Source organism: Acinetobacter sp. V102_4, assembly GCF_031799005.1.
Classification (GTDB): Bacteria; Pseudomonadota; Gammaproteobacteria; order Pseudomonadales; family Moraxellaceae; genus Acinetobacter; species Acinetobacter calcoaceticus.
The window spans coordinates 1-14,642 of sequence record NZ_JAVQNR010000045.1; the positions used below are offsets into that span (position 1 = coordinate 1).

Genomic DNA, 14,642 nt, shown 5'->3' on the forward strand with positions numbered 1-14,642 from the left:
ATCAACTTGTCCTGTAACAGCTGCTTGAGTATTTACCGCATAACCAGCAACCATTAATGCAGCAAGAAGTGATTTCTGAATTTTTTTCATATACATAACCTACATATAAATAATATAATGCTTGAACTTGTAGAACAAAAAAGAATCAGCTCAATAAATAAAATATATAAAATTTATTTTATTACTAAAACAAATCAATTATTTACCATTGTGTGATCCTTTTCACAATTTAGTAAAATTTATTTAACTTGTATACGCATATTACAAAAGAACAATCTTTCTTATTTAAAATTTAGATTAAAAAATAATAATGAAATCGACTAAAACATCTAAGCTTCTTTTCAAATAACCATATTTCTGCATTTCAAAAAATAAAAATACACACACAAAAAACAGATTTATCTTTAAAATACAGCAAATTAAATAAGCAGAAAAATTAGACAGATTTATAATAAAAAAAATAGGTATTCCGACCTATTAATTCGCCTCAAAAGAAAGCCAAATAAGTCGATCGACCTATTTTAAAACTCATTCTAAACAGCTCGACCTACAATTTAATTTACAGGTCAATTGACCGAAAATAACATTAATAAATTGTTAAGATTTTATTTATATTTTTATTAACTCATAGTTTAAAATGCCGCTTTATTTTTTAATTTTAATTAAAGGTTGGATGATGATCAAAATTGATACTTTTGATAAAATAGAGAAAAAAAGTCTTTTACCACCATTAAAGGGCACGTAAGAATAAAGCAAATCTTAAGTAACGCTGAAATAATTTTTCTTACTAAAGGTTATTCTGGTCTTAGTATGAGAGGAGTTGCAAGCCAAGCCAACATAACCTTAAGCACATTGCAACACTACTTTAAAAATAAGGATATTTTATTACAAGCCTTATTAAATAAGCTAATTAGTGACTACAAGAGTCGCATTGAACACTTAATAACCATGAATCTCACCGAACTCCCACTCAATCGATTTATGAATATTATTACCAATATATTTCATGAGATAGAAAAGCCAAAAGTTACAAAAATTTTTAAAGAATTTTTCTCTATTTCAGATCATTTACCTTATGTACATGATGCATTAAGAATCATACAAAATTATAATTTTGATCTCATGTATAAAATAATTTTACCAATACATGATGAAATATCCTCAAAAGAATATAGAGATAGGGCTATTATTATAATCACTCTATTGAATGGTTATTTAGTTCAATATTCCAACAATAATAAAAATGAATGCCATAAAGATTTTATAAGAAATATTCTTTTAAAGAACATATCAAAATTAGTAAGTGAACCATAAGCTACAAAACATAGGAGTACACTCCTCCTATGTTCTCATTTTTTTTACCAGCGGCTCAAAATATTGCTTTCAAATCAAACGAATTGAGAAGCATATGTCCAAATGTAAAATAGACTTCATCAATACCTCTTGAAGAAAGAAATGAACCTCAAGATAATAGGTCAAACCTAATCTAAAGAAAATTTTAAACTCTTAAAGTAATTTCAATGAAAAATATTAATATCTTCAAATTTATAAACCTTGTGCTAGTCTTTTTATGGTTTTATCAAGGTCTCGTTCCAAAATTTCTATTTCTTAATTCTGATGAAATTTTTGTATGGCAATGGCTAGGACTATCACTCGAAAACGCAAAACTTGCAGGCCATGCAAGTGGAATAGCTGAAATGATTTTTGGTTTATGTTTTCTCTTTACTGCACATAAATATATTCATTATTTAAGCATTTTGGGTTTGCTTGGGCTGCTTCTTTTAATTGGTTTTTTAATACCCTCTACCCTGATCTTGCCCTACAACCCTATCGTAATGAATCTTTCGATGATAAGTTTATCTATTGTCTATCTCATCTTATTAAATGAGCTAAATTAACTCACAGCCATTCATGTAACTATTTTTAAAGATTTTATATAGAGAGTGCAATGAGTTTACCCAAAACTGAAGTTTGCAGTGTGGTCATTACAGGCAGTACAAAAGGTATTGGTTTAGCCCTTGCCCATGCTTTTTTAGATCTTGGATGTTCAGTTGTCATTGCTGGACGAAACCCAGAGCATCTTAAGCAGGCTCTTTCTCATTTAGAAGCTCATTTCAATAAAGAAAAATTCATTGGCCTATGTTGCGATGTGACTCAAGTGTCTGATGTGCAAACCCTATGGGATGGTGCAATTGAGCGCTTTGGGCAAATCGATGTGTGGATTAATAATGCAGGAAGCTGCCACCCCACCAAAGACTTTATCGACCTTCAGCCAGAAGAGTTAAACGCGGCTGTTTCAACTAATATTTTAGGCACGATGTTGGGTTCGCAAGTGGCTTTAAAGGGAATGCTTAAACGAGGTTATGGTCAAATCTTTAATATGGAAGGTTGGGGAAGCAACGGCGAATGGAGTGCAGGCATGACGCCTTATGCAACTACAAAACGGGCCGTAAGTTATTTCAGTAAAGCACTTTATAAAGAAACAAAATCGACTCCAATTTTAACTGGCACACTTAGCCCGGGCATGGTCGCAACAGACCTATTAGTTTCTTCTTGGACCAATGGCAACATCCAAAACTGGAAAAAGATGAAACGGTTATTTTTCTTTGTGATTGACCCGCCAGAAGTTGTTTGTGCGTATTTAGCAAAACAAATTATTCAAAACAAAAAAGCCAACCGACACATCGCTTGGATCACGCCGTGGAAGCTTTTTCTTAGATTTTTGCAACCTTATTACTGGCGTAGAAACCCCGTTAAAGGCACAGCCTTAGAGCATTTGTAGTCGGGTTTAGCGCTTTAAGCTCTTTTCACCATAAAATTGTTCAGTAGAAGTTCTTCTAAAGAGAGCTTTTACTGAACTTTATACTCATCAAGAATCGTTATCTGAGCTATCTTCTTTATTTAAAATACGCCCTTCCCGTTTTGGTCGAATCAATGGCGCTGTTGGTCGTGGATGATGGGTATGTGTATATTGCATACCTACTCCCGCATTTACGTCATCTGCTGCGATTTCAGTTTCAAAGCGCTCATTATCAAGATCTCGAATTTCCTCAGTAATTCTTTCTACTTCGTCTCCATCCACACCGAGTTCTTGTAAAATTACTCCCCCAAACTTAATCGCAGATTCAAACGTTTCACGGATCATGAAGTCTACTTTTTGTTTGACTAAATGCAGTGAGTGCTCGCGGTCATATGAACGGACTAATAATTTCGCTAAAGGAAATTCATGTGTGACGAGTTCTACAATTCTATTGGTTGTCTCTTTACTGTCTACACACACCACAATCGCTTGTGCTGTTGCAGCGCCAGAAGCATGTAGAATATCTAAGCGGCAGCCATCGCCATAATAAATTTTAAAACCAAATTTTTCAGCGTTTCGAATCATGTCCGTATTATTATCAATAATGGTGACGTCTACCCCTCTTGCCAATAATAATTGACTGGTGACCTGTCCAAAGCGTCCAAATCCAATCATTAAAACGCTACCGCTTAAGCCCTCGGCAATATTGACGTTTTCTAACGAAACATTCGCTTTAAATTGAGTGAACCGTTTAAAAATAATACCTACAATTGGAGTCAACACCATTGAAAGCACAACAATAGCGGTAAGATTAGATTTAATTGTACCGTCAATGACTTGGGCACTTAATGCAGCAGAGAAAAGTACAAAGGCAAACTCTCCGCCCTGAGCCATGAGTAAGGCACGGTCCAACGCTTCAGTATGAGGGCTTTTAGTTATTCGGGCGACAATATAAATCATGAGAGCTTTGGCAAGCATGAGGGCAATTACACCACTGACAATGAGTTGCCAGTTTTGAGCAACCACTGATAAATCCAATGACATGCCAACCCCAAGGAAAAACAGGCCCAGCAAGATTCCTCGGAATGGTTCAATATCAGCTTCAATTTGATGTCTAAAGGTTGATTCAGATAAAAGCACACCCGCTAAGAAAGCACCCATCGCCATGGACAAACCGCTGACTTGCATGAGCAACGCTGCACCCAACACAACCAATAAGGCGGCGGCAGTCATTACTTCTCGGGCTTTAGCCGCAGCCAAGAGTCTAAATAATGGATTAAGTAACCAATAACCTGCGGCAATAAGACCTGCAATTGCGATTAAACCAATGCCTATATTTTCTAAACGTACAGATGTGCTTTCGACCACATGATTAGGTGCCATAAAAGCGACAATAGCGAGCAATGGTACAATCAGTAAATCTTCAAATAATAAGATGGCTACAATTTTTTGCCCACGAGGCTGAGTCAAGTCACCCCGATCGCCCAATAACTGCATCACAATAGCAGTCGACGTTAATACAAAACCTGCTGCACCAATAAACGCAACTTGCCATGTAAAACCAAATAACAGTCCGACGCCAGTCAAAGCCAGTGCGCAAATGATGATCTGTAGTGTGCCAAGACCAAAAATTTCGCGTCTAAGGCTCCATAAATGTGACGGCTGCATTTCCAAACCAATCAGAAATAGGTACATCACAATTCCCAACTCGGCAATATGTAAAATTGCAGTGGAATCTTGGAAAAAAGCAAAACCGAATGGGCCAATAATCAGACCCGCAATTAAATAACCTAATACTGAACCTAAACCAATACGTTTAAAAATAGGGACTGCAATTACAGCCGCCGCCAATAAAACCACAGGGGCAACCAAGCTAATTGAATGTGCTTCTGCGCTCATACATTTCTCATTTTATTTATCTGCAATTTATTCTATGTGAAACTATGTTTAAGGGCGATTATTAGTTTTGAGAAAAAGAATCCATAAAAAAAAGCCCTGACGGGCTTTTTTTGATTAAACAACGAATTTCAACATCAGCTGAATAACCGTTGCATTAATTAAGTCGACAAAGAATGCGCCACAAAGCGGAACAATTAAAAATGCCTTATGCGATGGTCCATACATGTTCGTAATCGCCTGCATATTAGCAACCGCTGTTGGTGTTGCGCCCATACCAAAACCACAGTGCCCTGCTGACAACACCGCTGCATCATAGTTTTTACCCATCACACGGAAGGTCACAAAAGCAGCATATAACGCCATCGTAATGGTTTGAGCACCTAAAATCACCACAAGTGGCCCAGCCAAATCTGCAAGTTGCCAAAGCTTTAAAGAAAGCAGTGCCATTGCTAAATAAAGTGATAATGATGCATTACCAAAAACATCAATCGCACGGTCAAAAATATCAATTTTTAAGACACTTTCTAAGATGTTTCTTAAAATTACACCGCCACCCAGCGCCCAAACGAAGGTTGGTAACTCAAACCAAGTTCCCTTACTAAAGCCTGTCATAAATTCAGCAAATGCCAAACACGCTGCGAACATACCCAATGTAGTAATTGCATTGTCGGCTGTAATTAAACGAACTTGATGAGGGTTTTCAAACGGCGCAAGATCATCAGAATTTTGTTCAACATGACCATCACGCTGTTGGATTTCAGCATTAGTTTTTGGTTGAGCAAGGCTATAACGATTGATAAGCAATTTTGCTAATGGGCCACCAATCACACCACCAATAATTAAACCAAAAGTCGCACTCGCCATCCCTAAAGCTAAAGCACCCTGAATACCATGCTGAGTTTCTAAAATGTCACCCCAAGCTCCAGCAGTACCATGACCACCTGTTAAGGTAATAGAACCGGCAATTAAGCCAATGAGTGGGTCAAGACCGAGCAACGTCGCAAGACTCATGCCTACCGCATTTTGCACCACAATGAAAGATGCTACACAGACTAAGAAGATAACCAAAGCCATACCGCCTTCTTTAAGCTTCATAAAATTGGCACTTAAACCAATAGAAGCAAAGAATACGAGCATAAAGCTGGTTTGTAATTCGCTACTAAAAACAATGCTATATCCCCATATGGTATGGACAAGTAGCGAGACGACCGCAGCAACCAAACCGCCTGCTACAGGTTCGGGAATATTGTAGCGTTTTAAAAAATCAATTCGATTAACAAGAAAGCGGCCCAATAATAGAACGATGACCGCCGAAATTAGTGTATAAAAACCATTAAAAACAAATTCCATATATACTACTTTCTAATTACATTCCTAACGGATTGTAAAATAATTATATTTTATTTTTTAATATGTAAAAAAAACACAAATAAACTTTACAAAATTACCCTAGCAATCAATTTTCACGATTCTTAAGAAAAACTTAAATTTTTAAATATTTTATACAAAATTACCCCATACATTTAAGTTAATTATTTAATTTCAATAATCTAGTCCAAAATACTCTTAATTAAAAATAATTACCCCTTGATACCTTAAGCAAAAAATCCTGTCTTTTAAGTCACTGAACTTAGCTCTCATTCCCTTTAATATCCTTAAAAGACCAGCTCGTTATTGTTCTGGGCAACATCTTTATAGGTTTTATGTTCAATGAGTTTATTGCTTAAAGTTCGTCAGAACGTTCCACAGCTACAGTCCATTAAAAAATCTCTTCAGACACGTGCTGGTCAAAAAATACCTCACATGCTGATCAATGCATCGGATCTATTTTTTAGAGGTCCTCAAATTGCCTTGTCAGGAAAAACGCCCTTTGACGTGATTTATAAGCATGAAATTATTAGCTTACGGCATTATAGAAATGAGACGAATACCTCTACACCTAAACACCGTGTACCGTTAGTTATCGTTCCGCCGCTAGCAGTCAACATGCTCATTTATGATTTGTTTCCTACTCGCAGTTTTGTACGTTTCTTTTTAGCACAAGGTTTTGATGTATATCTGATTGACTGGGGCGTGCCCACCCGACACCAAGCAAAATACAATTTCGGCACCTACATTAAAGTCTTTATGCCTGAAATGTTAAAGCAGGTCCGCTTGCACAGTGGTCAGCAACAGCTTTCTTTACATGGCTGGAGTTTAGGCGGTGCACTGTCACTCTGCTATACCGCATTATTTAAAGACAAAGATATTAAAAACCTAATTATTTTAGCTTCCCCTATCGATACGCATAAAGCTGGTTATATGGGCAAACTCTATGGCAGCTTAACCAAACCTGCCCAATGGGTTCGCAAACATACGCCGTTTCGTATTCGCCACCATGTGCCAAGTAAGGCATTTCATATTCATGGATGGCAAAACACACTAGGCTTTAAATTAACTGACCCGATTGGAAATCTAAAAACGTATTGGGAACTTTTTAAAAATCTCGATAACCGAGAATTTATTATTGACCACGCAACTTCTAGTTCATTTATCGATAACATGCTGGCGTATCCGGGTGGAGTCATGCGCGACATCATCCTTCGTTTCTGGATTGATAATGAATTATCCAACGGTGTAGTGAAATTCGGTGAACTTACAGCCTATTTAAAAGATATTGAATGTTCGGTGTTAGCACTGGGGGGTAGTACGGACATTATTGTGACCGCTGATGCTGTTAAGCCACTCATGGATTTAATTAGCAGCCAAGATAAAACGTTTAAGGTCGTACCGGGTGGACACATGGGTGTCGTTTCCGGAAGCCAAGCACCTACGGCGGTTTGGCCTGAAATAAGTACTTGGTTAGTTGAGCGTTCAGGTTAGTTCGTTTAAACAATATTGGGAACCAGCGTAGCCAAGCTATCCGCTGGTTTTTATTATTGTGGTGATTCACTCTTAAGCTTTAAAGTAAAAATTAATAATTCCATATTCAAAGATGTTAAATATCCAGTACCAACTTATCCGAACGAGGCAAACTGTTGCAGGTGGTAATTCGAAAATCTGGTTGTGCCTTGTATTGATCTAAAGTAGTAACACCTTGTAGCTTATTACAGACACAAGCACGGCATAACCCTCTTTCACATCCCGATGGAATATTAACACCAGCCAAACGTGCAGCTTCTAATAGCGTTGTCCCGCCATCAACCACAATCTCAATACCACTCCGTGCAAAGTGGATAACATGATCTTTACCATCAGTTGGGTGCTCTACTACCGGAGGGGTAAAACTCTCTGTATGAAATTGTATTTCAGGTAATCCTAAATCCAGTAACATAGATTTTGAGGCAGTAATAAATCCTGGTGGAGCACAAACATACACTTCATGTGCTGTTATATCGGGAACAACTTTAGCTAGTAATTCAGCACTTAGTTTCGCCTGATACATTTGCCCTGAAATCAGATAATTAGGGTCTATCTCATTACATATAAAATGCACATCAAAACCAGATAAGTTGGCAACTTCACGTAATTCATGTTCAAAAATAATAGATCTCTCATTACGGTTAAAATAAAGTAACTTAACTTGGCTATGTGGAGCTTCACGTCGTGCCTTACGTAACATACTCAAAATTGGTGTAATCCCAACACCACCCGCAAGGAAAACGATCTGTTTAGGTACGTCTTTCATTATAAAATCGGGAGAGGCCTGCGGTACTCCTACCAAAATCATATGTGAATTTTTCTTAATATGATCATTGATATAATTCGAAACACGTCCGCCCTCTACACGTTTGACGGCAATTTCCAAACAATTATCAGCCTCGTGACTGTCTCTTAACAAACTATATTGTCGAACCAGACTTTCATCTTCGACGTCAACCCGTACGGAAATAAATGCACCAGCTTCCCAAGTTACGCCCTCCCATCCTTGAGGTTTTTCAAAACGTATCATTAATGCCTGATTTCCTGCTTGCGGAAAAACAGCGAGGACCTTAACAGGTACATTATAAAAACGAGGCTTATTTAAATACGTCATGTTATCTGGCAGTTTATATTGGGCTCCATATACAACTCGACGTAATAACTCCTTAGGATTTTTTAGGATTTTAAAAAAATTTCCTCTTTCTTGCTCGCCTACAGGACTCGCCAATTTGAGTATATTGACCATCATATCTGGCACAACATCTTCAAGAGACATAACATTGTAAGGTAAGCCATGCTGCAAACAGATTTCTTTAACAAAGGGCTGGATTTCTCTTTGACGATTACATGGTAGATCTGGAAATAAATGATGCTCTAAGTGCGTGTCCAATCCACCATAAAACACATCAAATGCAGGTGGATTATCGAATTTAACTTCCTCTTTCAACAATGTTTTAAAATAATTATCAAGTTGGGCATAAGGCGTAAAATTACTCGTTGCTAAAATTTGACGGCGAAAATATTCTTCTTCTGTTTCACTCAATCCTGGGTCACTAAATAACTCAACATTGGGTGAATGGTGTTCCAGAAATAAGACTGCAACCGTCAAATCATATCCCAAAACTGTACTCAGATAATTTCCAAAAAATGTCGGCAATATCCGATGAGGAGAGACCGAAAGAGGATCTTTCCAAAAATGCTGAGCAATATATTTTTTTGTCAGTTTTAAGGTTTGTTCAATGGTGGTTCGACTAAGTACTTTACGCCCTTCTGTTTTAGCGGCTGATGCTCCAGTAAAAAGAGAAAATACAAGATTAGGAGTTGTTAATAATAAAACCCATAACAGTGGAAGTTGCAAAGTATGGTGACCATACCATGGCTGACCTGGTTTAATGCGTAAAAAGGAATATCCCAAATCATGGTCTACGCCAACAATATTAGTAAAAGGATGGTGATTTTGATGATGCATCACACGCCATTCATAAGGATCCACCATAAAATTCCAAACCCAACGTTCAGAATGGAAAGAACCTGCATTTGGCAAATGATCATAACTACCATGCATGATGTTATGACCAAGTTCAGAAAACTCAAGTAATGTATGCAATGCACCTAATATCGCGCCACGCATTATGGCATTAGGTTTTCCACCTTGTTGGATCAACTCATTACTACGCGCTTTAATAGCTTGAGAGTAAGCGGCAACATTTCTGATATGTTCTAGGTCTGCATCACCAACTTTTGCTTTAGTTTGATCATATAAAGCTTTTAAAGCTGCCGTTAAACTTTCGTGCTTGCCGTCTTTATTATTTAGCATTTTATATATCCCTATCGGATTTGATCCTATCCGAAAAGATATAAAGTTTTGAACATTAGCAGAATGACTTTATACTACCAAACTTGACATTTCATGACACATAAAGCATGTCTATACAATTATATTGGGATTTTCCTCGCAGTATCAGTGCTATTCGCATATTGCTTATGATAGGTCAGCAATATGGTTTAACACCTGAAAGTTGTATTGAAAACACGCATATTTCTTTGGATGATTTATCGCAACCTAACTTTGAGATAAAAGCAGAACAAGAATTTTTAGTTATTCGAAATTTACTTAAACTACTAGATCCTACACTTCCCTTGAGTATAGAAGCAGGTCTAAGGCACCATACAACCACATTTGGTGCATGGGGTTTTGCCATTCTTAGTAGTCAGACAATGAAAGAAGCCTTACATTTTGCTATGCGATACTTTCAACTTAGTTCTATTTTTTGCAATTTAGAAGTTATTCAGGAAGATATATATACATTACTAATTTTTGATCATAGTCAATTACCTAATGACTTAGCGTGTTTTCTGGTTGAAAGAGATCTTATAACTGTTATATCAATTCAACGAGATGTCTTGCCTATACAGTTTCCTGTAATGAGCATTAATATTGCTTTACCTGCACCTGTGTATGCCGATAAATTTCCCGAATTAACGGGATATCCAATTCAATTTAATCAACCACGTAGCTGTATTATCTTTGAAAGCAGTTTGCTTGATTTACCATTACCTCAAGCAGACCCATTTATTCGTGCACGATATGAAGAAGAATGCCAACAACTTTGGACGCGAAGAAGTTCTCTAGGCAGCTATAGCCAAAAGGTCAGAAATATTTTACTCCAACAACCCTCACAAATGCCCAGAATTGATGAAATGGCAGCCCATCTTCAAGTCAACCTCAGAACATTACAACGTCATCTCGCAATTGAAGGAGTTACCTATGAACAGCTTATAGATGACATTCGTAAAGACTTAGCCGAAGACTTACTCAAAACCACCAATTTAACAGTTGAAGAAGTTGCCATTCAATTGGGTTATTCCGAAGTTTCAGCATTTTCCAGAGCCTTTAAACGTTGGAAAGGCATTTCTCCCCGAAATTTTAGGTGGCAAAAATAAATTTATATTTAATATTTTAATGCTTATCCACGCCAGCTCCAGTAAGCAAACTCGTAGCATAATTCATAATTAATAAGACTAAATTATTCGCTTTTTCTTCTGATTCAGCCAAACGCCCTTCCAATAAAAGATGAGATAGGCCATGTACAAGGCTACAACTCAACATTGCTAATACTTCAACTTGAGCGTCATTTTCATCCACACCCAATATTGAAGCAGTTAATTGATGTAACTGAGTATATGTATTACCCACTGCCTCTTTTAACTCAAGTGCTTCATTCTTTTGTAAGTCAGGATTAAACATCAAGGCAAAGAGATTTCGATTATTTTTTGCAAAGTTAATATAGGCTAAACCAAATAATTTTAACGCCTCGGGCTGAGAATTAGCATCTTGCAACGTTTGGCTTTGCTCCTCTTGCAAGAGCTTAAATCCTTTGGCTGCCAATGCTGCTAAAAAGCTCTCTTTATTTTCGAAATGCCGGTATACCGCATTTCCGCTTACCCCAATTTGTCTCGCCATTTCTCGAAAACTAAGGCTCTCGGCATCACTATTTTTTAGGTGAGCTAATCCTGCATCTAATAATTCTTCACGCACATTTCCATGATGATAATTTGATTTTTGAGATTGTATAGAAGGCATGTTGACACCGCGCACATATTACAAGCATAATGTGTGCACTGAACACATTATGCTTTATTGTTGTTTAATTCACACAAAAGAGCAAATCATAATTCCCGTTCAATAGAGCTGCTTATAAATATCCATATTGCCTAGGAAAGGACATTAATAATACTAGGCCTATGAAAACAAAAGAGTATTGAGCTTATAAAGAAATGCAAACTTTCCTTTGAGCTAAATCATCTTTAAGCAAAGGAACTGATATGAACAATTTTAGAAGTATAAAACAGGCTTTGTTATTTACAATACCATTGATGTTGGTCAGTTCACTTGTAAAAGCAGAACTCAACCTCTTAGATGATAAGAGTTTATCTGGTGTAACTGGTCAAGCATTATTTAATCTAACCAATATTGCAGCTAATCAAAATGGTAATCCAAATACAGATGTAGGTTTTTATCGTCTCGGAATGGAAGCACAAGTAGAGTTAAATGCAAATATTAAAAGTTTACAGTTAGGTTGCGGTGGGACTAAAGGAGTGGGTTGTGACATTGATATTGAAAATATTAGTTTAGCAGGTGTCCTCCCCGTAAATGGTAGCTATGCAGGATCAGATGCCGTTATTACTAATCCTTTTATCGAGTTTGCTATCAAATCGCCGGACAGTGCTTCTACTCGAGAAATTGTTGGTTTTCGCCTTGGGGCATTAGGCATATTAGGCAAACTTGGATTGGGATCAAATACAGATTTAACAACATTAGCTGATGACACAGGAGGAATTAACTCTTTATCTGGTGATTTGAATTTAACGCTTACTAATACTGTTCTGAAGAATGTAGTGATTGAAAATGGATTAATCTCTACAGAAGCACATATTAATGATTATAACAAACCGCTTATTCTTAACCGCTCTACAACAGCAACGCTGGATAATGTAGTCGCTAAAACTGGTCCACTAAAACTATTAGGTATCTTAGATCTACCTTTAGGTTTAACTCTCAGTAATGCCACATTAAAAGATTATCCTCTGTCTGGTTTCCATGAAATTTTACTAGCCCAAGATGCAGCAGGAACAATTCCTACTAGTGACACATCACTATCCTTACAAAAACAAGCTATCCAGTGGCAAAAAATAAGTTCTGGTAGCTTCGAAAATACTGTAGCTGCTCAACCTGGATGGTGGCTTTCCTTACCGAAAGTTTTACTCACTGATATAGAAACACAACAGCGGATTGATGTAGGACTTGGCGAGGCATTAGGAGGATTAGTGGGTAGAGAGTTAATTATTAATCCTATTGACTCTGGACAGATAGGCATCAAAAACTGCTACGGGAACTTAAAGTTTTGTTAAGTAAAAACTTTATACAAGCTTTTATATGACGCTTAAATTAAAACAACTCATGGTTTTCATACCACTATTAGCAGGGCTGAATACATCCCAAGCTACCACAGTCTATAGGTCAATAAATATGTGCTCAGCTTCCGTCAAACATATACCTGATAATATCCAGAGTTCTATTTCTAAACTTAAAGTGGGCTCAATAGACTCAAATACTTCAAATATTTCTTTTATTCTTGCTTCAGCAGTTGCTGCAAAACACAATAAACCAATAGATATAGAACGTATTGCTGTTTATTTGAAAGCTCAACGAAATCAGCAAAATTTCTATTATTCATTACTTGATATCAAGAAAACTTTTGAAAATTTCAATATATCTGTTGAGGCCAAGAAAAACGCCTCACCTTTTGATATGTTAAAATTAACCAATGAAATTCTTATTGGTATTGATCAGCAAGATCAACTTTTTGCATTAGTTGGTTCATCACAAGAATATGTATATTTAATTTATGGAATCATGAACCGAAAAGCATTAATCTGCCCTCTTAAAAAGTCTTTATTTATTCAAAACTTTACCACTAACAAGTTCATCATTCTTAAGTAACTCCGTTATATGTTGTCTAAAATAATTGATATTTAAAATTTTAAATTCACACACCTAGATTCAGTCAATATAGCTAAAAATAAAGAATATGAGTCAATCCTATTTACTAAATACCGTTTCAAAAATTAGTTCGCATAAACACTAAAATCTAAGCATAAAATTTATGCTTAGATTTTATAATATTAAAAATAATGAATAAGTTATTTCAACCCAAAAGTCTTTCTAATGCTCTTATCAACAGGGCCACTTGGCATGAAGCGACGTAACTTACTTAACAAAGACGCCTGTCCAGATGGTGTACGACGCATTTGCCAATCATTCAATGCCGCTGTAACGATCGTATCTGCAACATTATCCGGTTGGGATCCATGATTAATCTGATTCGATATAGCCTGTGTAGCTAAATTACGTTCATTGTCATATTCAGGAATTTTAGAACTTACTACAGGTGCGTTTTTATCTAGATTGGTTTTGGTGAAAGAAGGTTGCACCAATGTCACGCGAATCCCAAATTGACGAAGCTCGTGATCTAAAGATTCGGATAATCCTTCAACTGCATGTTTAGTTGCAGAATATACCCCCATATAAGGTGAAGGAAGAAAACCCAATACCGAGCTAATATTTATGATTCTTCCATAATGTTGTATTCGCATATATGGCAATACCGCTTGTATCGTACGAAGAATACTAAATACATTCGTATTAAATAAAAATTCTGCTTCTTTTATAGAGGTCTCTTCTATTGCCCCAGTCAGGCTTGCCCCAGCATTATTAATTAAGATATCAATACGCCCAGCCTTATCAATAATAGAATGAATCCCAAGTTGGACAGAGTCCTCATCAGACACATCCACTTCAATGAGCTCAACCCCTTCTATAGGTTGGGCTTTTACTTTATTTCTGACTGTTCCAAATACTTTATGGCCTTTTTTAGCAAATTTTTCTGCTGTGGCTTGACCAATTCCTGATGAAACACCGGTAATTACCACTACTTGTGAGTTTGACATATGAACTCCGAATATTTTTTAAACTTAAGAA

11 protein-coding genes and 2 pseudogenes are annotated in these 14,642 nt (G+C 36.6%); 7 read left to right on the forward strand and 6 right to left on the reverse strand.

The window, feature by feature from the left end; all coding sequences use genetic code 11:
* A pseudogene (locus RMB13_RS12995) lies at positions 1-90 on the reverse strand (SCPU domain-containing protein); the annotation flags it as partial.
* 586 nt (positions 91-676) lie between these two features.
* Between RMB13_RS12995 and RMB13_RS13000 the strand changes: the two are divergent.
* The 3 genes and pseudogenes from RMB13_RS13000 to RMB13_RS13010 all read left to right on the forward strand — a co-directional run bounded on the left by RMB13_RS13000 (position 677) and on the right by RMB13_RS13010 (position 2,782).
* Positions 677-1,314, forward strand: a pseudogene (locus RMB13_RS13000) (TetR/AcrR family transcriptional regulator).
* A 206-nt stretch (positions 1,315-1,520) separates the two neighbouring features.
* A complete protein-coding gene (locus tag RMB13_RS13005) occupies positions 1,521-1,898 on the forward strand; it encodes a DoxX-like family protein (RefSeq protein ID WP_003650801.1) in 378 nt (125 codons plus the stop codon).
* 50 nt (positions 1,899-1,948) lie between these two features.
* Positions 1,949-2,782: an SDR family oxidoreductase gene (locus tag RMB13_RS13010; protein ID WP_311085430.1), complete on the forward strand. Its 834-nt coding sequence runs from the start codon at positions 1,949-1,951 to the stop codon at positions 2,780-2,782.
* Positions 2,783-2,869: 87 nt separating this feature from the next.
* Here the strand turns inward: RMB13_RS13010 and RMB13_RS13015 are convergent, their stop codons facing one another.
* Positions 2,870-4,699 carry a monovalent cation:proton antiporter-2 (CPA2) family protein gene (locus tag RMB13_RS13015; RefSeq protein WP_311085431.1) on the reverse strand — a complete coding sequence of 610 codons (1,830 nt, stop codon included), beginning with the start codon at positions 4,697-4,699 and terminating at the stop codon, positions 2,870-2,872.
* Positions 4,700-4,813: 114 nt separating this feature from the next.
* Positions 4,814-6,049: a sodium/glutamate symporter gene (gltS, locus tag RMB13_RS13020; protein WP_311085432.1), complete on the reverse strand. Its 1,236-nt coding sequence runs from the start codon at positions 6,047-6,049 to the stop codon at positions 4,814-4,816.
* 360 nt (positions 6,050-6,409) lie between these two features.
* Between gltS and RMB13_RS13025 the strand changes: the two genes are divergently transcribed.
* A complete protein-coding gene (locus tag RMB13_RS13025) occupies positions 6,410-7,561 on the forward strand; it encodes an alpha/beta fold hydrolase (RefSeq protein WP_017392017.1) in 1,152 nt (383 codons plus the stop codon).
* A gap of 115 nt (positions 7,562-7,676) precedes the next feature.
* On the opposite strand, the gene RMB13_RS13030 is transcribed toward RMB13_RS13025, so the two are convergent.
* The gene (locus tag RMB13_RS13030; protein WP_311085433.1) at positions 7,677-9,917 is read right to left on the reverse strand and encodes a fatty acid desaturase; all 2,241 of its coding nucleotides are present in this window, start codon (positions 9,915-9,917) and stop codon (positions 7,677-7,679) included.
* A gap of 107 nt (positions 9,918-10,024) precedes the next feature.
* Here RMB13_RS13030 and RMB13_RS13035 point away from each other — a divergent pair, with 107 nt between their 5' ends.
* A complete protein-coding gene (locus RMB13_RS13035; protein ID WP_311085434.1) occupies positions 10,025-11,044 on the forward strand; it encodes an AraC family transcriptional regulator in 1,020 nt (339 codons plus the stop codon).
* 16 nt (positions 11,045-11,060) lie between these two features.
* Here RMB13_RS13035 and RMB13_RS13040 read toward each other — a convergent pair whose 3' ends face one another.
* Entirely contained in the window at positions 11,061-11,684 is a 624-nt protein-coding gene (locus tag RMB13_RS13040) for a TetR/AcrR family transcriptional regulator (protein WP_311085435.1), read from the reverse strand.
* Positions 11,685-11,926: 242 nt separating this feature from the next.
* Between RMB13_RS13040 and RMB13_RS13045 the strand changes: the two genes are divergently transcribed.
* Positions 11,927-13,012, forward strand: a complete 1,086-nt coding sequence (locus tag RMB13_RS13045) for a hypothetical protein (protein ID WP_311085436.1) — start codon at positions 11,927-11,929, stop codon at positions 13,010-13,012.
* Positions 13,013-13,130: 118 nt separating this feature from the next.
* Positions 13,131-13,604, forward strand: coding sequence for a hypothetical protein (locus tag RMB13_RS13050; RefSeq protein WP_311085444.1), 474 nt, complete (start codon positions 13,131-13,133; stop codon positions 13,602-13,604).
* Positions 13,605-13,804: 200 nt separating this feature from the next.
* Here RMB13_RS13050 and RMB13_RS13055 read toward each other — a convergent pair whose 3' ends face one another.
* A complete protein-coding gene (locus RMB13_RS13055; RefSeq protein ID WP_311085437.1) occupies positions 13,805-14,611 on the reverse strand; it encodes an oxidoreductase in 807 nt (268 codons plus the stop codon).
* Between the last annotated feature and the right edge of the window lie 31 nt (positions 14,612-14,642).